This window comes from Tardiphaga sp. GW821-FHT12E02 (genome assembly GCF_058807155.1).
On the sequence record NZ_JBXAQK010000001.1, the window covers coordinates 1925176 to 1944054 of the forward strand.

An 18879-nucleotide genomic window follows, 5' to 3' on the forward strand; every position below is an offset into this window, starting at 1 on the left:
TCGTCCTCAGGCGGCGAGCGACATTTTCCGATAGAGCGACGAATAGCTCGCCGCCGAAATATTCCACGAGAACGATTTGGCCATCGCGCTGCGGCGCATGGAGTTCAGCCGGTCCTGCGAGCCGAAAGTCGCGAAGGCGCGCAGGATACCGCCGAGGAAAGACTCGGTGGAGGGCTTGTTGAACAGGAAGCCGGTCTCGCCATCGATGATGGTCTCGGCGAGGCCGCCGGTCTGGTGGCCGATCGGCAGCGAGCCGAAGCGCTGCGCATACATCTGGCTGAGCCCACACGGCTCGAAGCGCGACGGCATCAGCGTGAAATCGCTGCCGGCAAAGATACGACGCGCTTCACGGTCGTTGAAGCCGATAGCCACGCCGATGGCATCGGGGCGGCGGCGATGCGCTTCCATCAGCGCATTCTCGATGGCCGGCTCGCCGGTCCCCGTCACCACGATCTGTCCGCCAGCGGACACAATGGCGTCGGCCGCAGCGAGTACGAGATCGACGCCCTTCTGATGGACGAGGCGGGCGACCAAACCAAAAATGGGCCCGCGCGAGAGTGCGAGCCCGAATTGCTGGCGGACACCGTCGGCATTGGCGCGTTTGGCTTCCCAGTCGCCGGCGCCGAACGGACGCATCAGCTCCGAGCAGAAGCGCGGATCCCAGCTCTCGTCGATGCCGTTGAGAATGCCCGTCAGTTGCGACGCGTTGGAACGTTTCCGCAGCAGGCCTTCGAGCCCGCAGCCGAGTTCCGGCGTGGTGATCTCGCGGGCATAGGTCTCGCTCACCGTGGTGAGATGCGTCGAGTAGTTCAGGCCGCCCTTGAGGAAGGACAGCTTGTCGTAGAATTCCAGCCCGTCAATGTGGAACGAGTCCTCCGGCGCGCCGATCCGGCGCAGCGCGGTTTTCGGAAACAGGCCCTGATAGGCCAGATTGTGGATGGTCAGGATGGTTGGGACCGGAACCTTGTTCCAGGCGAGATAGGCCGGCACCAGCGCGCCGGGCCAATCATTGGCATGAACGAGATCGGCGCCCCAGTTCGGATCGAGCTGCCCGGCAGCCAGCAGAGCGGCGGCCGAGGCGAAGCGCGCAAAACGGATATCGTTGTCCGGCCAGTCGCGGGCGCTTTCGTCGCCGTAAGGGTTGCCCGGGCGTTCATAGAGCTGCGGGCTGAGCAGCACATAGATCGGCATGCCGTCCCGGGTTGATGCGAGGCCGAGCGTGCAGGCGGGCATTTCGGCCAGCGCCGGGCATTCGCCGACGATCTGGATCGGCCCGCATTGGGAGATCACGTCGCGATAGCCGGGAAGGATGACGCGGACATCGCTCCAGTTGCGGAGTGCACGGGGAAGAGCAGCAGAAACGGCGGCAAGTCCGCCGACGCGGACATAGTCGTCGATCTCAGGCGTGACGAACAGAACCCTCAACGAAGCCCCTCGTGCCCCAGGCGACGTAAGTAAGTGGAAACTGATCCGATGCCTTTGGGTGCATCATACCTAATGGTTTTGGAACTCAGTTTTATTACTTGCGACGCAAATCAACTCTCTCTGCACTGCAGTATATCACATCACTTAATGTGGCATTGCAAAAGGGAAATGTGACGCGCGCGATTTGTCGCTCATATTTTTACGCATCGTTAGGCTGCTGCACCACCAGCCGCAGGAAACTCATCACGCAGCCGATCGCCGCGAAGCCGGCGCCGAGCGCCAGTGCCCAGGTCGCGCCGGCATGGCCGAACAGGCCGAAGCAGAAGGCGGCGAGCGCTGCGCCGGTACTCTGGCCCGTCAGCCGGGCGGTGGCGACGATGCCGCTGGCGCCGCCGCTGCGACCGGCGGGGGCGCTCGACATGATGGCCTTCATGTTCGGTGCCTGGAAGAAGCCGAAGCCGGCACCGCAGATCACCATCCGCCAGACGATATTGGGGATGCTCGGCTCCGTCGGCAGGGTTGCCAACAGCACCATGCCGATGCCGAGCAAAGCGAGCCCGATGCCACCGAGCAGGCCGGCGGGATAGTGATCGGATAGCCGACCGGCGATCGGCGCCATGATGCCGACCACCAGCGGCCAGGGCGTTAGGAAAAAGCCGGTCTCGACCGCCGAGCGATGCAGGACTTCCTCGAAATAGAAGGGCAGCGACACGAAAGCGAGGCCCTGGACCGAGAAGGAGCAGACGGCGGTTGCGGCTGACAATGCGAAGAGCGGCCGCCGGAACAGGTCGATGGGCAGCATCGGCGCAGGGTGGCCAGCCTGCCGGCGCAGCAGCAGCCAGCCGAACAGCAGGCCGGCGATGAGTTCGGCGACAACGATGGGCACGGAGGTGTGATGCGCAGCGCTGTCGATGCCGGTGATCAGCAGGCCGAGGCAGGCGATCGCCAGTGCCGATCCGACATAGTCGAAACTGTGCGTGGCGCGCGAGGTCTTCGGCAAGGTCTTCAGGCTGATGGCGAGCGCCGCGAGGCCGAAGGGCAGGTTGATCGCAAACAGCCATTCCCAGCTGGCCACCGAGAGGATCGCGGATGCGATGGTCGGTCCGAGGGTAAAGGAGGTCGCTACGATGAGCGCGTTATGCCCGAGCCCGCGGCCGAAATGGTGGGGCGGATAGACGGTGCGCACCAGCGCCGCATTGACGCTCATGGCCCCGGCGGCACCAAGCCCCTGCAGCACGCGAGCGATCAGCAGCGTCTCCAGTGACCAGGCCAGCGCGCAGGCGACCGAGGCGATGGTGAACAGGATCAGTCCGAACAGATAGATGCGCTGATGACCGATGATTTCGCCCAGCGCCCCGAACGGCAGCAAGGTGGCGACCATGGCGATCTGGTAGACATTGACCACCCAGATGACGTCGGCCGGGGTCGCCTTGAGCTGTGCGGCGATTGTGGGGAGCGCGACATTGGCGATGGCGGTATCGAGCGAGGCCATGGCCAGTGCGGTAAAGATCGCGACCCGCGCCCAGCGCTGCTGCTGCGGCGTCAGGCCGTCCGTCGGCTGAGGGGCCTGTGCCGCGATACCGTCTGCCATCTCTGGGAATTCCTGGATGCGGCCGCCATGGTGGCCGATCCCGGCTATCTAGGCCAGTTTGCCGCAGCCCTGCAGGCGTTCAACTGCATGAGGCATATGCGTGCTGTGCCGTAGGGCGGATGAGGCGAAGCCGTAATCCGCCGGCCGATTTGATTGTTGAAACTCCGCGGCGGATTACGCTTCGCTCATCCGCCCTACAGCCTAACTCGCCTTCTTGAACCACGTCCCCGTCGCCACGGCGGTGGCAATGATGCTGCCATAAACGACCAGAGCAAAGGCGAGACAGGCGAACAGCCAGGTCAACGACCCGGTCAGCCGCAGCGCCAGCCAGCCGCCGCCGATCGAGATCAGAAGCCGCAATACGCCGGCGAGCAGCGGGAACAGCATCTTGCCCGCGCCCTGGGAGGCGAAATACAGCGACAGGCCGAGGCCGAAGAAGCCATAGGCGGGACCGACGATGCGCAGATAGGTGCTGCCGGTTTCGATCATCTGCGGATCCGAGCCGAACAGGCCGAGCCAGGCAGCGGGCCAGATCGCGGCTATGAGCCCGACGCTCTCGGTGATCGCAAACACCATGGCGCCGCCGATCAGTGCTGCGCGCAGCGCGCGGTCTTCCTGTCCGGCACCGATATTGGTGCCGACGAGCGCGACCAGCGGTCCGCCGAAGCCGAAGGCCAGCGGCACCATCAAGAATTCCAGCCGCACGCCGGTGCCGAACCCGGCCACCGCATCGCCGCCGGCAAAGCCGCCGACCAGCGCGGTGGTGAGCAGCACCGTCAGGCTCGTCTGCAGCGAGATCACCGCGGCAATGGCGCCGACGCGCAGGATGTCAGCAGACAGATCCCAGCGCAGCCGCGCCCATTTGAAATGCACGATGCAGCGGCCTGACAGGATGTAGCCGCCGAGCACTGCGCCCACCGTAAAGGTCGAGAGCACCACCGCCCAGCCGCCGCCGGCAATGCCGAGGGCCGGGATCGGTCCCCAGCCGAAGATCAGCAGCGGCGACAGCGGGATCAGGATCACCACGCCGATACAGATCGACAGCGACGGCACCAGCATGTTGCCGGTGCCGCGGATGATGCTGGCAAAGCCGTTCATCAGCCAGACCAGCACGCTGCCGCCGAACACGACATTGGAATATTGCATGGCGGCATCCAGCGCGCCGCCGCTGACGCCCATCGACGAATAGATGGCGCGGCCAAAAATCAGGAACACCGCCGAGCCGATCAGGCCGAGCAGGATGTTGATGAAGGTGGCGTGCAGCACCAGCGCCTCGGCATCATCGGTGCGGCGCGCACCGAGCGCGCGGGCGATCGCCGAGGAAATGCCGCCGCCCATGGCGCCGGCCGACAGCATCTGCATCATCATGAAGCCGGGAAACACCGCGGCCATGCCGATCAGCGCATCGCTGCCGAGATGCGACACCCACCAGGTCTCGATCAGCCCTGTCGAAGCCTGTGCCAGCATCACCAGCAGATTGGGCCAGGCGAGTTTCACCAGCGTGGAGGCGATCGGCGCCTGCAGCAGCATGCGGGTGCGCGGATTCATCTCGGGAATAGGCGCCGGATGAGCGGCGGCGATCGCCTGCGGCGTTTCGAGTTTCATTGGAGTCCGTCCTTCTGTGGGCGCGGTTTGTTGTAACGCCGCAGCAGGCGCGCACTGGCGGCGGGGCCGGGGGCATTGGTGTGAGTGGCTTCGGTGATCGGCTTGCCGGTGCGGCGGTCGACCAGAATCGGTTCGGCGTGCTCGCCGGTTTCCTTGTCGATCAGGACCACGCTTTCGCCTTCGGGCGCGAAATGCCGGTTGCCCCAGCTCTGCAATGACCACAGCACAGAGCGGAAATCGCGGCCGCGCGGTGTGACGATATATTCGTAGCGCGGCGGCTTTTCGGAATAGAGCCGCTTCTCCAACAACCCGGCATCGACCAGCACCGCAAGGCGCCGGGTCAGCATATTCGGGGCAATGTTCAGGTTCTTCTGAAACTGGTCGAAGCGCGTCAGCCCATAGATGGCGTCGCGCATGATGAGGATGCTCCACCACTCGCCCACCCGCTCGAGGCTGCGGGCGACCGGGCATTCCATCTTGTTGAAGCTCTTGCGTTGCATGACGACGAAGATAGGCGGGTAACTATCATCATGCAAGTAACTTGGCCAAAAGCAGCCCGGATGGAGTTGCCGGCATTCGACGCCGGTAACTCAATCCGGGCTGAAGAAATCTACCAGTGACCGCCGGCCTGCATGCCGGCGACATAGAAAACGGCAAAGGTCAGCGCCATCGCGGCGCCGACAAGCAATTGCTCGCGAAGCGGAAGCTGGAACCAGGACATGATGACCCCAAGTGGACGACAATGATTTCCGGTAAAGCATCGGCTTGCGCTTGAAAAGTTAAAACGCGGTTCCAACGCCGCAGGGGCCTCAGGGCACGCTCGGCACAGCAACAATTCCGCCCTCATCCTGAAGAACCGCGTAGCGGCGTCTCGAAGGATGGCCGCACACGCGGAGGCCGGTCAACTCATGGTTCGCGACGGCGCCCAAGAGGCGCCTCCTCACCATGAGGACGGAGCAGGCGGCGAAGATGGACCCACGCACCGGAGTGCCCGACAGCGTCACCCCACCATCCGCTCCCGCCCGACCCAGAAGCTTGCGCGCAGCGCTTTCTTGTCGATCTTGCCGACACCGGTCATGGGCAGTTCCGTGACGAATTTCACATGTTTCGGCGCATGGGCCGAGCCCTTTTGCGCCTTCACGAGATTGATCAGTGCCTCCGCATTCGGCTGCGCCCCGTTGCGCGTCACAACGACAGCCGTGACGGCTTCGCCCCATTTGTCATCGGGAATGCCGACCACGGCGCACATGGCGACATCATCATGCGCGGTCAGCACATCCTCGATCTCGCGCGGAAAAATGTTGAAGCCGCCGGAGACGATCATGTCCTTCTTGCGATCGAGGATGAACATGTAGCCGCGCTCGTCCATTCGCGCGATGTCGCCGGTGTGCAGCCAGCCGTTCTTCAATGTCTCCGCCGTCTGTTCCGGCCGCTTCCAGTATTCCAGCATCACATGCGGTGCGCGGACGCAGATCTCGCCGGGCTCGCCACGCGCCACCTCATTGTCGTCATCGTCGAGAATGCGGACATCGCACATGGCGATCGGGAAGCCGCAGGACAGAAACAGGTCGGGCTGCTTCACATCATGGTCCGCCTTGCGCAGCACCGACATCGGATAACATTCGGTCTGCCCGTAAAGCTGCGAGAATACCGGTCCGATACGCTCGATGCCTTCCACCAGCCGGCTCGGCGACATCGGTGATGCGCCATACAGCACGAGATCGAGCGAGGCGAGATCGGTCTTCGACAACGCCGGATGATCGAGCAGCACATAGATCATGGTCGGCACGAACAGCGTGAAGTTGATGCGCTCGCGCTCGATCGTCTTCAGCACGGCTTCGGGATCGAAGCCTTTCAGCATATGCACCGTGCCGCCGCGCATCAGCGTGGGTAGCACTTTTGTGCCGGCCACGTGGCTGATCGGCGCCACGGTGAGATAGCTCGGCGTGTCCGGGATCTCGAAATCGGCGAGAATGGCATTGGCAAAGCCGGCTGTTTCGCGGTGTCGCCGTAGCGCGCCTTTGGATTTCCCGGTCGTGCCACCGGTGTAATTCAGCACCGCGATATCATCGACCTCGGCGAAGTCGCGTGCGGTGGCAGTGCCGTTCTTGTCGATCACGTCGAGCAGATCGATGCCGTAATCCGCGCGGCCGAGCGTGAACACATGTCGCAGGCCCTGCGCTTTGGCCGCCAGTTCGCCGCCGCGCGGACCGAAATTGGCGGCGTCGATCACCAGGATCTGCGCCTCGGAATCCTCGATCTGGTCGATCTGATCCTGCAACGATCCCAAAGGATGCAGCCAGGTGATGGCGCAGCGCGACAATTGTGCGGCGACGCCGGTGCACCATGTCTCTGCGCGGTTTGCCGTCAGCAGCGCGACCCTGGTGCCAGGCCTTGCATCGAGTGTCATGAACACACTCTGCAGCCGCCCGATCATCTCGGTGGCGCCGCGATAGGTGAGGGAGCCGCCGGGCCAGCTGAAGGCGATGCGATCCGGATAGCGCGCCAGTGCACGCAAGGTTTGCAAGCCCAAGGTCGGAAACGTGTTGAGCACGTTCGTCATCGCATTCTCCCTTATGTCCCGGCCTCTGCGGGCCGATGATGACGGGCAGGCTAGCAACGATTCCGGTGCGTGCAAATACAATCCGATGCGCGCAGCGCAGCATGTTGCGTGCGAACTTGTGGCGACTCCCGGAGTTTGCCTGTGCTAGAAACCCGCCGGGTGTTCGGTTCGTCACAGGAGACAAAGATGCGCAAGTTTTTAACCGTGCTGGTGGCAGTCGCGACCCTCGGCCTGTCCGGTTGCGGTTACAACCCGATCCAGACCAATGACGAACAGGTGAAATCGTCCTGGTCGGAGGTCGTGAACCAGTATCAGCGCCGCGCCGATCTCGTGCCCAATCTGGTCAACTCCGTGAAGGGCTTTGCACAGCAGGAGAAGGATGTGCTGCTCGGTGTCACCAATGCCCGCGCCAAGGTCGGCAGCGTGCAGGCGACAGCCGATGTGGTGAATGATCCCGGCGCCTTGCAGAAATTCCAGGCGGCGCAGGGCGAACTCTCCAGCGCGCTGTCGCGCTTGCTCGTCGTGACCGAGAATTATCCGCAGCTGAAATCCGACGCGCTGTTCAAGGACCTGATGTCGCAGCTCGAAGGCACCGAGAACCGCATCACCGTGGCGCGCAACCGCTATATCAAATCGGTGCAGGACTATAACGTCGGCGTGCGCACCTTCCCGAACAACCTGACGGCCATGCTGTTCGGCTACAAGGAGAAGGCAAATTTCTCCGTCGCCAATGAGAGCGAGATCTCCACGGCACCCAAGGTCGATTTCAATCCGACGCCTGCGCCGGCAAAGTAGTGACGCGATGAGGCTGATCCAGGCCGGCCTGCTGGCGCTGCTGCTGTTCTGCTGCGGCGCGCCTGCCTCTGCGGACGTCGCCGTGCCGGCGCTGACCGGCCGCGTGGTCGACCAGACCGGCACGCTGTCATCCAGTGATCAGGCGGAGCTCAGCCGCACCCTTGCGGACTTCGAGACGCGGAAAGGCAGCCAGATCGCGGTGCTGATCGTGCCGACCACCCAGCCGGAGAGCATCGAGCAGTTTTCCATCAGCGTCGCCGAGGCTTGGAAGATCGGCCGCAAGAAGGTCGATGACGGCGCCATTCTTCTGATCGCGAAGAACGACCGCAAATTGCGCATCGAAGTCGGCTACGGTCTCGAAGGCGCGCTCACCGATGCCACCACCAAGCGCATCATCGATGAAGTGATCGCACCACGCTTCAAGAGCGGCGACTTTGCCGGTGGCATTACCGCCGGTGCCGAGCGGATGATCAAGGTGATCGACGGCGAGCCGCTGCCGGCACCGGCTGCGAAATCCGAATGGAGCGGGAATTCGGATGTGTTCGAGCAGATGTTCGAATATGCGCCGTTCTTGCTGTTCGGTGCGGTGTTCTTCGGCAGTATTTTGCGGACAGTTCTCGGTCGCCTGTTGGGTTCGCTCGCCTTCGGCGGGCTGATCACGCTGGGCATGTGGGTGGTGCTCAGCAGTTTCCCCGTCGCGCTGTTACTCGGCGTGATCGCGTGCATTATTAGTTTGATTGGTGACGCGTTCGGATCGAGTGGTGGCGGCGGCTCGTCAAGGAGCAGCGGTAGCTCGTGGTCGTCCGGCAGTTCGAGCTCATCCAGCAGCGGCAGCTTCAGCGGCGGTGGCGGCAGCTTTGGTGGCGGCGGCGCCTCGGGGAGTTGGTGATGAGCCTCAAACGCATCGGCAAGCATCTGCTCAGCAATCGCGCCCGTGTCCGCAAGGCCTTTCCGCCGAAGGCGATGGCAGCGATTGAGCAGGCCATCAAGACGAGCGAGGCCACGCATGCCGGTCAAATTCGCTTCGTGGTCGAGGGGGCGCTGGATGGCGCCCCGCTATTCCGCAATCAGGCCGCGCGCGACCGCGCCATCGACGTGTTCTCGCAACTGCGCATCTGGGACACCGAACACAATAACGGCGTGCTGATCTATCTGCTGCTGGCCGATCGCGACGTCGAGATTGTGGTCGATCGCGGCATCGACAGACGCGTCGGCACGGCGGGCTGGGAAGCGATCTGCCAGATGATGGAAGTGCATTTCCACGCCGGCCGTTTCGAGCAGGGCGTCATCGCGGGGATCGCGGCGGTGAGCGAGCATCTCGTGCTGCATTTCCCGAAAGACGGTGCGGCGGTGAACGAACTCCCCGACGCGCCGGTGGTGCTGTAGCGCCTACGCCTTTACCGACTCGCGCTGACCCACGCGTTCGAACCACGCCGCGATCTTCGTGTTGCCGCGGTCCCAAGGCTGGCCGACCTTGTCGGCGAAATCGAGCCAGCAATAGAGCACGATATCCGCCATGGTGAAGCGGTGGCCCGCGATGAACGGCTTGCCGCCCATCTGGCCTTCCAGCCATTGCAGCCGATCTGTCACGATCTTCTTGAGCCCAGGTGCGGCTTCCGGCACGCAGACGATCCGCGTCTGGAACCGCTTCAGCCCCTCGGCGAAACGATAGCCGTTGGCGATGTGCTGGCAGATGTTCAGGTCGACACGCTGCCGCCACATCCGCGCTTCCGCACGCTCGGCTGGCGTGGTGCCGATCAGCGCCGGTTGCGGGTGTATCTCCTCGACATACTCGCAGATCGCCACGGTCTCGGAGAGGAAGCTGCCGTCGTCGAGTTCCAGCGTCGGCATCTGCCCGTGCGGATTGCGCGCCAGATGCGCAGCCTCCCGATTCTCGCCGGCGGCGAGATCGACGGTCTGGGCGGGCAGGGTGATGCCCTTTTCGGCCAGGAAGATGCGGACGACGCGCGGGTTCGGGCCAATGGAATCGTAGAGTTTCATGGCGTTTCCTGTGTGTTTTCGTTGGCTCCGTTGTGCGGTGGGCTAGCGGCAGGGTCAAGCCGAGCAACCGCCCGAAACAGAGGTGAAATTTTCGTAACCGGGCGCGCCAGTAAGACTTTGGCAAGCAATGAAAGTTACCAAAAGGTTGAACGATCCTGGAGACTTTTACCGTGAGCGAGCACAGCGCCGATTTCACCCCTGACGCAAATGACCGCAACAGGCATGTGGATTCGCCAAATCTGGTGCCCGGCCAGAGCGACGCAAACCGCGCCAGCGGTGCGCGGAAGGAAGCGCCGAAGCTCGGCGCCCCCGGCCGCATCAGCCTGATGGGGCCGACGCTGGATGGCGCGCAGCGCGACGAGCACAAGCGCGAGCGCTCCTGGGAAGACATGGTCAATTCCGAGCCGCGCATCGAGCACGAGCAGAAGAACAGCACCACGCGCATGCTGGCGATTGCCGCCATGATCGCGGTCGGCATCACTGTTGGTGCCGTGGGCGGCACGATGGCGACATCGGGCCTCGGCAAGCTGCTGGCGTCTGATGATGGCAAGTCGGCGACGCATGCGCTGGAAGAACACATCACCCGTCTCGAAAGCGAAGTCGCCGCGCTGAAGGCCGATGCTGACAAGGCCAACAAGGCGACCGCCACGGCGCGCGCCCGGTTCAATGATCGTCTCGACAAGCTGGAGAAGGCGCAGGCCGAGCCCAATGCCAAGATCGCCAAGCTGAACGAAGCCGTCGAGAAGCTGCGCACCGCGCCGCCGCCGGCACCGGCTCCTGTCGCTGCTGCTCCCGCGCCGACCCCGGCTCCCGTGGCGTCTGCGCCCGCCAAGGAAGTCACCGGCTCGATCAACAACACCCCGACCCCGGCGCCGAAGCCCGAAGTCGCCCGCCTGCCGACGGTAGATGGCTGGCGCATCGTCGATGTGGCCGCCGGCGGCGCCACCATCGAAGGCCGCCAGGGCATTTTCGAGGTTTATCCCGGCGATCCCGTCCCCGGCCTCGGCCGCGTCGATGCCGTCCGCAAGCAGGATGGCAAATGGACCGTGGTGACCAGCCGCGGCCTGATCGTCGCGCGTTGAAACCGTCGGGCGGATGAGGCGAAGCCGTCATCCGCCGTTCTTCGCCACATGCGCTGGGCCGGCAGATGACGCTTCGCTCATCCGCCCTACGTTCTTTGTCTGTTTTGCGCTAGCCTTGCATCCTGACCTGTCGGGATTGTGCCGTGCGCCTTCGTTCTCGCCTGCTTGCCGTGTTGCTTTGCCTCGTGTCGGTGGATGCGCGGGCGGAGGGCAGTGGTTTGGCGATTGCTGATGCGCAGGCGCTGCATGCGCTCGAAGCGTCGCGCTTCGGCCTCGCGCAGATGCTTGCGCCGGCTGCAATGCAGCCCATCGCCAATGACAAGCTGTTTTCGCTGCCGGGCATGGCGCCGATCCATGCAGCTTTGGACGTCGCCTTCACCCGTTATCTCGCCGATCATGGCGCGCGATCTCCACATGAGAGCATCGGCGTCGGCGCGGGGCACGATGTGCTGTTGTTCGACAGGGCGATGCTCACATCGCCGGACACGCGTTTCGCTCTGGCTGGCATCGTCAATCGCATGGACCGCGCCTATGTGGCGCCGGAGAGTTGCGGCGAGATCCGGCTGATCTATCGGCTGGTCCGCAGCAATGCCGGCACCACGCCGCCGCGCCTGCCGATGACGCTCAATCTCATGCTGCATGCGAATACAGCGGATGAGAGCATCACATGCGCCGATCTTGCCAGGCGCTGGCTCGCCGCATCGACCTTCACGGAAACAGGCCAGGCACTCGCGGATCGTTTGACCGCAGCTGATGGACCGCTGGCGGCAGTAAATGCCGCGCAGATCGATCGCATCGAGACCAATCTGCAGATCGGGCATCGACCGAAGTCGGAGGCACAGGATTTCCGCACTGACTATCTGCAAAAGGTGTTTCACGTCGATGCGGCGACAAAGCAGTTTCGCGAAGCGCCGATGGAGAACCAGATCGATCGTGATCGTTTGCTCGCTGATCCCTCGCTCGGCCGCGACTTTCGCGACTGGCTGCTGGCGCCCGACAATTTTCGCGCGCTCGACCGCGGTACGCTGCTGATCCCGGAAAAATTCCTGGCCACCACGTCGCTGGCCGCGACGCCGGTCGGCTTTGCGCCATCGGCCCTGCAGCCGGCTTTCGGCCTGATGGCGGATGACAAGGGCAAGGGCGTTTTCACGGAACGCGACGTTGTCACCGCATTGGAGCGCGCGGCGGCGCAAGGCGGTGCGCTGGACAATATCCGCTCGCCGGCCGGCTTTGCGCGGCGCCTCAGCGATATCACCTGCGGCGGGTGCCACCAGATCCGTGGCATCGGCGGCTTTCATTTCACCGGCGCGGACACGTCAGGCGGGCAGGTCGTGCAGGGTGTTGTTCCCGCATCGCCGCATTTCGTCGGCGACCAGCCGCGCCGTCGCGCCATCGTCATGTCCATGCGCGATGGGAAGGCACCGGATTTTTCGCGCGGATTCGCCGACCGGCCCCAGGCGCGTGGCAGCGCGGAGCTTGCCGGCACATCCGTGCTCGATGGCTGGGGCGCGACTTGCTATCGTCGGGATAAGGGACGCACGGATGCGAGCTTTGCGTCCTGGACCTGTGCCGATGGGCTGAGCTGCCAGCGCGTAAGTGGCAGCGCAGACTCACGCATCGGCATGTGTTTTGTGAAGTGATAAAGGCTGGGCGATGAACGAGACTGAGAAAGAGATCAAGGATCGCGACGCTGTCATCAATGAGAACGAGAGCAAGAAACAGACGGTGAGCGACATCCGCGTCAGCGTCTGGGCGGTGGCGATCGCGGTGCTGCTGGGGCTCGGGTTCTTTGGGTGGCTGCTGGCGAGGTGAGGTTCTTAACCTCTCCCCGCTCTTTGCGGGGAGAGGTCGTCCGGCGAAGCCGGGCGGGTGAGGGGCATGGTTTGGTCGCGCGACCGAGCGCGGTCCATCGGATCTCACCGATGTCTCGCATGTATCACTCAGAGAGATTCGAGATCGATAATCTGGGGCTGGTCGCGTGCCATGCCCCTCACCCGGCGCGAAGGCGCGCCGACCTCTCCCCGCAAAGAGCGGGGAGAGGTTAGGTAACCGCTACTGCACCGCGCCCGCGGCCCGCAGCTTCTCGATCTGATGATCATCATAGCCCATCTCGCGCAGGATCTCGTCGCTGTGCTGGCCGATGGAGGGCGGCAGGCGTGGCTTGCGCTTGGTCTCGCCGCCGATCCAGATCGGGCTGTTGATGGTGAGGATGTCCGAATTCTCGAACGGCACCAGCACATCATTGTCCTTCATCTGCTGATCGTGCGGGATATCGTCGAGGATGCCGACAAAGCCGAACACCAGGCCTTTGCCATCGAGGCGATTGCGCCAGTCGGCAAAGTCGCGTTTGGCGAACACTTCGTCGAGGATCTCGATCAGCGCCACTGAATTGGCATGGCGGTCGGGCTTGGTGATGAAGCGCGGATCATCGCGCAGGTCTTCGCGCTCGATGCAGGTGGTGAAGGCCGGCCACATCTTCTCTTCGGCCAGCAGCGACAGCATGATCCAGCGGCCGTCGCGGCACTTGTAGTGATTGGTCACGGCGTTGAGCGCTTCATGGCGTCCGCGGCGTTTCTCGAAGGTGGCGCCGCACAGCTTGGCCTGGGCCAGCACGCTCGACGACCACACGCCATTGGCCATCAGGTTGGATTTCACCTGGCAGCCCTTGCCGGTCTTCTCGCGCTTGTAGAGCGCGGAGACGATGGCGCCATACAGCGCCATGGCACAGGGATGATCGCCCATGCCGGCGATGGAGCGCGCCGGCACTGTATCGTCATCCGCGCGGACGAGATCCATCATGCCCGAGCGTGCCCACCAGGCGGTCGAGTCGAAGCCGGGCTTGTCGGCCTCGGCGCCCTTGTCGCCATAGCCGGTGAAGCAGGCATAGATCAGCCGGTCGTTCAGCGGCGCAATGTCCTCATAGGCGATCTTCAGGCGCTTGCGCACCGGCGGCGGGAAATTGGTGATGAACACATCGGCTTCGGCGATGAGCTTGGTGAGCACCTCGCGGCCTTCCGGCTTGGCAAGATCGAGCGCGAGGCTCTTCTTGTTGCGGCTCTCCATCATCCAGGCGTAGTTGTGTTCGCTCTTGGGATAGCCGGGGAGGTTGGGCAGGTTGCGGTAGGGATCGCCGGCGCCGGGCGGCTCGATCTTGATGACGTCGGCACCGAAGTCGGACAGCACGGTGGCGGCCGCCGGCGCCGCGATGAAGCTCGCGCAGTCCAGCACCTTCAGCCCCTTGAACAAACCGTCTTCCATCGCATCACTCCCGTCGCATTTTGTTGGTCTTGCCGCCTGCCGGAATTTAATTCCATGGCGACTCCGGCGGGGCATTTGAACCATCTTGCAGGGGTGATGCAACGGCCGGAAATGGGACGCTGTGCCGCTGTTGCGTGCTCCGTCCCTCATGGTGAGGAGGCGCGAAGCGCCGTCTCGAACCATGACATGGGAAGCGCGCGTGTTTTGCAGCCATCCTTCGAGACGCTGCTACGCGGCTCCTCAGGATGAGGGGGAGCTTAGTCGTTCGCTGTCATCAATGCTGCATTGCCACCGGCGGCAGCCGTATTGATGCTGACTGTCTGCTCGGTTGCGAAACGCGTGAGATAATGCGGGCCGCCGGCCTTCGGTCCGGTGCCGGAGAGGCCGAAGCCGCCGAACGGCTGCACGCCCACCACGGCGCCGATCATGTTGCGGTTTACATAGACATTCCCGATCGGCAGCCGCGCGATGGTCCGCTCGATCATGTCGTCGATACGCGAATGAATGCCAAGGGTGAGGCCGTAGCCGGTGGCGGCGATGTCGCTCAGCACCTTGTCGAAATCGGCCGCGCGATAGCGCACCACATGCAGCACCGGGCCGAACACCTCTTCGGTCAATTGTCGCGCGCTAATGAGTTCGAAGACATGCGGTGCGACGAAATTGCCGGACGGCGCGCTGCCGGCGTGATGCAGCCGCGCATTGTTCCTCATCAGCGCGATGTGAGCATCGATCCTGTCCTTGGCTTCGGCGTCAATAACGGGTCCGACATGCACTGAGGGATCACTGGGATCGCCGATCTTCAGCTCGCGCGCAGCGCCGACGATCATCTCGATCATGCGGTCCGCAACATCGTCCTGGACGAACAGCAGCCGCAGCGCCGAGCAGCGCTGGCCGGCGGAGCGGAATGCGGACATCACGACATCGTCGGCGACCTGTTCGGGCAGCGCCGTGGCATCGACGATCATCGCATTGATGCCGCCGGTCTCCGCGATCAGGGGCACGATCGGGCCGTCCTTGGCGGCGAGCGTGCGGTTGATCGCGCGTGCGACTTCCGTCGATCCGGTGAAGACGACACCGGCGATTGCAGGATGTGCGACCAGCGCAGCACCGATGCGGCCGTCACCTTGCACGAGATGCAGGGCGTGTGCTGGCACGCCCGCTTCATGCAGCAATGCAATAGCCATCGTCGCGATGGTCGGTGTCTGCTCGGCCGGCTTGGCGACCACGGCATTGCCGGCCATCAGTGCTGCGGCGATCTGGCCAAGAAAGATCGCGAGCGGAAAATTCCACGGCGAGATGGCGACGAAGACGCCGCGACCACGAAGCTGCAGCACATTGCTCTCGCCAGTCGGGCCGGGCATCACCTCGCCATTACCGAACAGGTTTCGGCCTTGCGCGGCATAGTAGCGGCAGAAGTCGGCAGCCTCGCGGACTTCGCCGAGGGCATCGTCGAGCGTTTTGCCGCCCTCGCTCTGCAGAAGCGCGATGAACGCGGCGCGACGTCCTTCGAGCAGATCGGCGGCGCGCTCAAGCAAGGCGGCACGCGCATCGGCAGGTCCTTGGCGCCATGGCAGGCAGCCCGCCATCGCATTTGCGATGGCCTCGTTCGCCTGAGCGTGTGATGCATCTGAGATGGTGCTGCTCGCCGGCTTGCTTGCCGCAACATCCGCCAGCAGCCGATCCAGCGCCTTGCGCTCACCGAACTCGACCCCTGACGAATTGATGCGCGCATTGCCGTAGAGATCGCGTGGCAGCGGAATTCTGGCGTGGCTCGCATGATCGGCGCTGCCGATCAGATCTGCCGGCCGCCGCAGCAATGTCGCCACAGGCACGGTCTCATCAGCAGCAACCGCAACGAAGGACGAGTTGGCGCCATTCTCCAGCAGCCGCCGGACGAGATAGGCGAGCAGGTCGCGATGGCTGCCCACCGGCGCATAGGTCCGCCATCGAATATCCGGGTGGTCCTTGCCGAGTTGGGCATAGAGCGCATCGCCCATGCCATGCAGGCGCTGGAATTCGTAACCGCCGCTGCGCTCGGCCAGTTCGAGAATGGTTGCCACTGTCAGCGCATTATGGGTGGCGAATTGCGGGAAGATGCGCGGCCGCAGCGCCAGCAGTTTTTGCGCGCAGGCGACATAGTTCAGGTCCGTCATCGCCTTGCGCGTAAAGACGGGATAGCCGTCGAGCCCGCGCTCCTGCGCGCGCTTGATCTCGGTGTCCCAATAGGCCCCCTTCACGAGGCGCACCATCAGCCTGCGATCATGTTGTCGCGCCAGTGCATCGATATGATCGATCACGGCCATGCAACGCTTCTGATAGGCTTGGATGGCGAGGCCAAAGCCCTCCCAGCCTTTGAGCGAGGCATCGGCGATGGTCGCGTCGATCACATCGAGCGACAGTTCGAGCCGGTCGGCTTCCTCGGCATCGACCGTAAAATTGAGATCGTGACCTTTCGCCTTCTGCGCCAGCGCGATCAGCTTCGGCACCAGTTCGGTCATCACGCGGCTGCGGCTTACGGCTTCATAGCGCGGGTGCAAGGCGGAAAGTTTCACCGAGATGCCCGGCCTGTCGGGCAGGGACTTGGAGCCCGCTGCACGACCGATGGCGTCGATGGCCGCCGCATAGGAGTCGTAATAGCGCTGCGCATCCTCGGCCGTGCGGGCGCCTTCGCCGAGCATGTCATAGGAATAGCGCGGCGCGCGCTCGCTGGCTTTGCCGGCACGCCTCAAGGCGTCGTCGATCGTCTCGCCCAGCACAAAATGGCTGCCCATCAGCCGCATGGCCTGGCGTGTCGCGGTGCGCACCGCGGGCAGGCCGATGCGCTTGGCGAGGCGGCCAAGCGTGCCTTGCGGTGTCTCGCCGGGCTGGATCGCGCGAGCGGAAAGACCAAGTGCCCAGGCGGAGGCATTGACGAGGAATGCGGTCGATTTTGTTTCGTGATGGATGAAGTCGCCGTCGGCGAGCTTGTCCTCGATGAAGGCGTCGGCGGTGCGCGCATCGGGCACACGCAACAGCGCCTCGGCCAGCACCATCAGTGCCAGGCCCTCTTTGGTGGAGAGCGCATATTCGCGCAGCATGTCCTCGACGCCGCCAAAGCTGTCGTCGCGGGCGCGGATCGCCGCGATCAGCCGTGTCGCGGTCGCGTCGATGCGGGCGTCCTGTTCCGGCGCCAGCCGCGCCGTGGCCAGCAGCTTTGCGGCGATGGCGGTATCGTCGGGCGCATAAGGCGCGGAGAAAGCGGACATCATGCACAGCCTTGCGATGGCAGGGATTCGGCGGCGCTTGGCATCATAGGAGCCCTCGGCTAGTTTCGGCAAAGGCTTCCAACGTGTGGTGACGGATTGATGTCGTTCGGAAATTTGCAACGTAGTGCGCTTGTCGCTGCCGCTCTGGTCGGCAGCATGCTCGCCGCGCCGGCCGATGCCGTCGAGATGTCGCGCGAGGTTGCCGATCTCTACTCATCGGTCTCGATCTATCCGCCTTCGGCCAGTTCCATGACGGTCTGCTACGGTTTTGTCTGCCGTCGTCGCCACATCTTTGACCTCTCGACGGCGGATCGCGCGGCGCTTGGCAAGATCATGGCGTCCGGTAAGGCATCGGCCGCAGCAGAGCGCGCGGCGGCGCAGAAGGCCGTGGTCTGGTTCGATCGTCGCCTGGGCCCTGTGCTCGGCACCGACAAGCGCGTCGCCAAGGCGGATATCCGTCACCGCGATGACGCGCATAACTACGATTGCTGGGACACGACGCGGAACGTCACCAGCCTGCTCTGGATCATGCAGAACTGGGGCATGCTGAAGCACCACACGGTCGGCAATCCGCATTATCGCGGCAATGCGCTGGCGCTGCAGACGCCGCATAACACGGCGGTGCTGCGCGACAAGGTGACAGGTACCGAGTGGGCGGTTGATATGTGGACCCAGGCCTATCTGCAGCCCCCGGCGGTGATGCCGGTCGCGCAATGGGTCAAGGAAGATTGAGGGCAGTTGTCATTGCGTGATGCGCTCAATGCGCAAAACGCCCTGCACATGGGAGGCTCGCTCAAGCCGCCCTGCCGAATGTATTTCACGATAAAGGCGTATCGACTTCGCGTCCATTGGCCAAACTGCGATCTCGCCGCTGCTGACCACTGTCCCCCAAATCACGCCGTCTCGGGTCAGACCTTCAGATTCTCGGCCGAGGTCTTGCCGCGGTTGGCGACTTCCTCGAATTCGATCGTCTGGCCTTCGTTCAGCGACTGCAGGCCAGCCTTCTGAACCGCAGAGATATGCACGAACACGTCCTTGCCACCGGCCGATGGCTGAATAAAGCCATAGCCCTTGGTTGCGTTGAACCACTTCACAGTACCTTTAGCCATCACACGTCGTCTCCGCGGGATCTCATGCCAGAACGAATGACCAATCCCCGCCAACAGGTCGATCCGACCCACGTAGCTTACGCGCGGGTACCGCAGCTTGACAGCACAAAGGGTAGGCGGCAATCGCGAATTTCGCGCGCAGTTTGAAATCAGTCGCGTGCTTTGGTCGCGTACGGGGCGGTTTGACGCAGTCCAGTGGCGTCAT

Annotated in this window: 16 protein-coding genes; 7 read left to right on the forward strand and 9 right to left on the reverse strand. The window is 63.7% G+C overall.

Annotation, left to right across the window (positions count from 1 at the left end):
• Window positions 1-6 precede the first annotated feature (6 nt).
• The 5 genes from glgA to AC1RQ5_RS09135 form a co-directional block, all read right to left on the reverse strand.
• Window positions 7-1425, reverse strand: a complete 1419-nt coding sequence (gene glgA, locus AC1RQ5_RS09115; protein ID WP_493198379.1) for a glycogen synthase GlgA — start codon at window positions 1423-1425, stop codon at window positions 7-9.
• A gap of 199 nt (window positions 1426-1624) precedes the next feature.
• Window positions 1625-3016, reverse strand: a complete 1392-nt coding sequence (locus AC1RQ5_RS09120) for an MFS transporter (protein ID WP_398479383.1) — start codon at window positions 3014-3016, stop codon at window positions 1625-1627.
• Window positions 3017-3217: 201 nt separating this feature from the next.
• The gene (locus AC1RQ5_RS09125) at window positions 3218-4621 is read right to left on the reverse strand and encodes an MATE family efflux transporter (RefSeq protein WP_493198380.1); all 1404 of its coding nucleotides are present in this window, start codon (window positions 4619-4621) and stop codon (window positions 3218-3220) included.
• A complete protein-coding gene (locus tag AC1RQ5_RS09130) occupies window positions 4618-5121 on the reverse strand; it encodes a winged helix-turn-helix transcriptional regulator (RefSeq protein ID WP_493198382.1) in 504 nt (167 codons plus the stop codon). The genes AC1RQ5_RS09125 and AC1RQ5_RS09130 overlap by 4 nt, the downstream gene beginning before the upstream one ends.
• 500 nt (window positions 5122-5621) lie before the next feature.
• Window positions 5622-7184 carry an AMP-binding protein gene (locus tag AC1RQ5_RS09135; protein WP_493198383.1) on the reverse strand — a complete coding sequence of 521 codons (1563 nt, stop codon included), beginning with the start codon at window positions 7182-7184 and terminating at the stop codon, window positions 5622-5624.
• 186 nt (window positions 7185-7370) lie between these two features.
• Here AC1RQ5_RS09135 and AC1RQ5_RS09140 point away from each other — a divergent pair, with 186 nt between their 5' ends.
• Genes AC1RQ5_RS09140 through AC1RQ5_RS09150 form a run of 3 tightly spaced genes read left to right on the forward strand, consistent with a single transcriptional unit; the run spans window position 7371 to window position 9365 of the window.
• Complete coding sequence (locus tag AC1RQ5_RS09140; RefSeq protein ID WP_493198385.1) at window positions 7371-7979, forward strand: LemA family protein; 609 nt, start codon at window positions 7371-7373, stop codon at window positions 7977-7979.
• Between the two features lie 7 nt (window positions 7980-7986).
• Complete coding sequence (locus tag AC1RQ5_RS09145; RefSeq protein WP_493198387.1) at window positions 7987-8868, forward strand: TPM domain-containing protein; 882 nt, start codon at window positions 7987-7989, stop codon at window positions 8866-8868.
• Window positions 8868-9365 (forward strand): TPM domain-containing protein, encoded by a 498-nt coding sequence (locus AC1RQ5_RS09150; RefSeq protein WP_493198389.1) that lies wholly within the window; start codon window positions 8868-8870, stop codon window positions 9363-9365. Before AC1RQ5_RS09145 ends, AC1RQ5_RS09150 begins: the two co-directional genes overlap by 1 nt.
• A 3-nt stretch (window positions 9366-9368) precedes the next feature.
• On the opposite strand, the gene AC1RQ5_RS09155 is transcribed toward AC1RQ5_RS09150, so the two are convergent.
• Entirely contained in the window at window positions 9369-9980 is a 612-nt protein-coding gene (locus AC1RQ5_RS09155) for a glutathione S-transferase family protein (RefSeq protein WP_493198391.1), read from the reverse strand.
• Window positions 9981-10150: 170 nt separating this feature from the next.
• On the opposite strand from AC1RQ5_RS09155, the gene AC1RQ5_RS09160 reads away from it, so the two are divergent.
• The 3 genes from AC1RQ5_RS09160 to AC1RQ5_RS09170 all read left to right on the forward strand — a co-directional run bounded on the left by AC1RQ5_RS09160 (window position 10151) and on the right by AC1RQ5_RS09170 (window position 12874).
• Window positions 10151-11062 (forward strand): hypothetical protein, encoded by a 912-nt coding sequence (locus AC1RQ5_RS09160; protein ID WP_493198393.1) that lies wholly within the window; start codon window positions 10151-10153, stop codon window positions 11060-11062.
• A 143-nt stretch (window positions 11063-11205) separates the two neighbouring features.
• Window positions 11206-12702: a hypothetical protein gene (locus AC1RQ5_RS09165; protein ID WP_493198394.1), complete on the forward strand. Its 1497-nt coding sequence runs from the start codon at window positions 11206-11208 to the stop codon at window positions 12700-12702.
• 13 nt (window positions 12703-12715) lie between these two features.
• Window positions 12716-12874 carry a hypothetical protein gene (locus tag AC1RQ5_RS09170; protein WP_398481408.1) on the forward strand — a complete coding sequence of 53 codons (159 nt, stop codon included), beginning with the start codon at window positions 12716-12718 and terminating at the stop codon, window positions 12872-12874.
• Window positions 12875-13114: 240 nt separating this feature from the next.
• On the opposite strand, the gene AC1RQ5_RS09175 is transcribed toward AC1RQ5_RS09170, so the two are convergent.
• A complete protein-coding gene (locus AC1RQ5_RS09175; RefSeq protein WP_398481410.1) occupies window positions 13115-14320 on the reverse strand; it encodes a CaiB/BaiF CoA transferase family protein in 1206 nt (401 codons plus the stop codon).
• 257 nt (window positions 14321-14577) lie between these two features.
• Window positions 14578-17565, reverse strand: coding sequence for a bifunctional proline dehydrogenase/L-glutamate gamma-semialdehyde dehydrogenase PutA (gene putA / locus AC1RQ5_RS09180; protein WP_493198397.1), 2988 nt, complete (start codon window positions 17563-17565; stop codon window positions 14578-14580).
• A 99-nt stretch (window positions 17566-17664) separates the two neighbouring features.
• Between putA and AC1RQ5_RS09185 the strand changes: the two genes are divergently transcribed.
• Window positions 17665-18297 carry a hypothetical protein gene (locus AC1RQ5_RS09185; RefSeq protein WP_493198398.1) on the forward strand — a complete coding sequence of 211 codons (633 nt, stop codon included), beginning with the start codon at window positions 17665-17667 and terminating at the stop codon, window positions 18295-18297.
• A gap of 176 nt (window positions 18298-18473) precedes the next feature.
• On the opposite strand, the gene AC1RQ5_RS09190 is transcribed toward AC1RQ5_RS09185, so the two are convergent.
• Window positions 18474-18674, reverse strand: coding sequence for a cold-shock protein (locus tag AC1RQ5_RS09190; protein ID WP_398481417.1), 201 nt, complete (start codon window positions 18672-18674; stop codon window positions 18474-18476).
• Between the last annotated feature and the right edge of the window lie 205 nt (window positions 18675-18879).

What these genes read in the sequence shown, in the direction of transcription:
- AC1RQ5_RS09120 (WP_398479383.1), bottom strand. Translation starts at nt 3,016, where the DNA reads ATGGCAGACGGTATCGCGGCACAGGCCCCTCAGCCGACGGACGGCCTG.
- AC1RQ5_RS09125 (WP_493198380.1), bottom strand. Translation starts at nt 4,621, where the DNA reads ATGAAACTCGAAACGCCGCAGGCGATCGCCGCCGCTCATCCGGCGCCT.
- AC1RQ5_RS09130 (WP_493198382.1), bottom strand. Translation starts at nt 5,121, where the DNA reads ATGCAACGCAAGAGCTTCAACAAGATGGAATGCCCGGTCGCCCGCAGC.
- AC1RQ5_RS09135 (WP_493198383.1), bottom strand. Translation starts at nt 7,184, where the DNA reads ATGACGAACGTGCTCAACACGTTTCCGACCTTGGGCTTGCAAACCTTG.
- AC1RQ5_RS09140 (WP_493198385.1), top strand. Translation starts at nt 7,371, where the DNA reads ATGCGCAAGTTTTTAACCGTGCTGGTGGCAGTCGCGACCCTCGGCCTG.
- AC1RQ5_RS09145 (WP_493198387.1), top strand. Translation starts at nt 7,987, where the DNA reads ATGAGGCTGATCCAGGCCGGCCTGCTGGCGCTGCTGCTGTTCTGCTGC.
- AC1RQ5_RS09150 (WP_493198389.1), top strand. Translation starts at nt 8,868, where the DNA reads ATGAGCCTCAAACGCATCGGCAAGCATCTGCTCAGCAATCGCGCCCGT.
- AC1RQ5_RS09155 (WP_493198391.1), bottom strand. Translation starts at nt 9,980, where the DNA reads ATGAAACTCTACGATTCCATTGGCCCGAACCCGCGCGTCGTCCGCATC.
- AC1RQ5_RS09170 (WP_398481408.1), top strand. Translation starts at nt 12,716, where the DNA reads ATGAACGAGACTGAGAAAGAGATCAAGGATCGCGACGCTGTCATCAAT.
- AC1RQ5_RS09175 (WP_398481410.1), bottom strand. Translation starts at nt 14,320, where the DNA reads ATGGAAGACGGTTTGTTCAAGGGGCTGAAGGTGCTGGACTGCGCGAGC.
- putA (WP_493198397.1), bottom strand. Translation starts at nt 17,565, where the DNA reads ATGTCCGCTTTCTCCGCGCCTTATGCGCCCGACGATACCGCCATCGCC.
- AC1RQ5_RS09185 (WP_493198398.1), top strand. Translation starts at nt 17,665, where the DNA reads ATGTCGTTCGGAAATTTGCAACGTAGTGCGCTTGTCGCTGCCGCTCTG.
- AC1RQ5_RS09190 (WP_398481417.1), bottom strand. Translation starts at nt 18,674, where the DNA reads ATGGCTAAAGGTACTGTGAAGTGGTTCAACGCAACCAAGGGCTATGGC.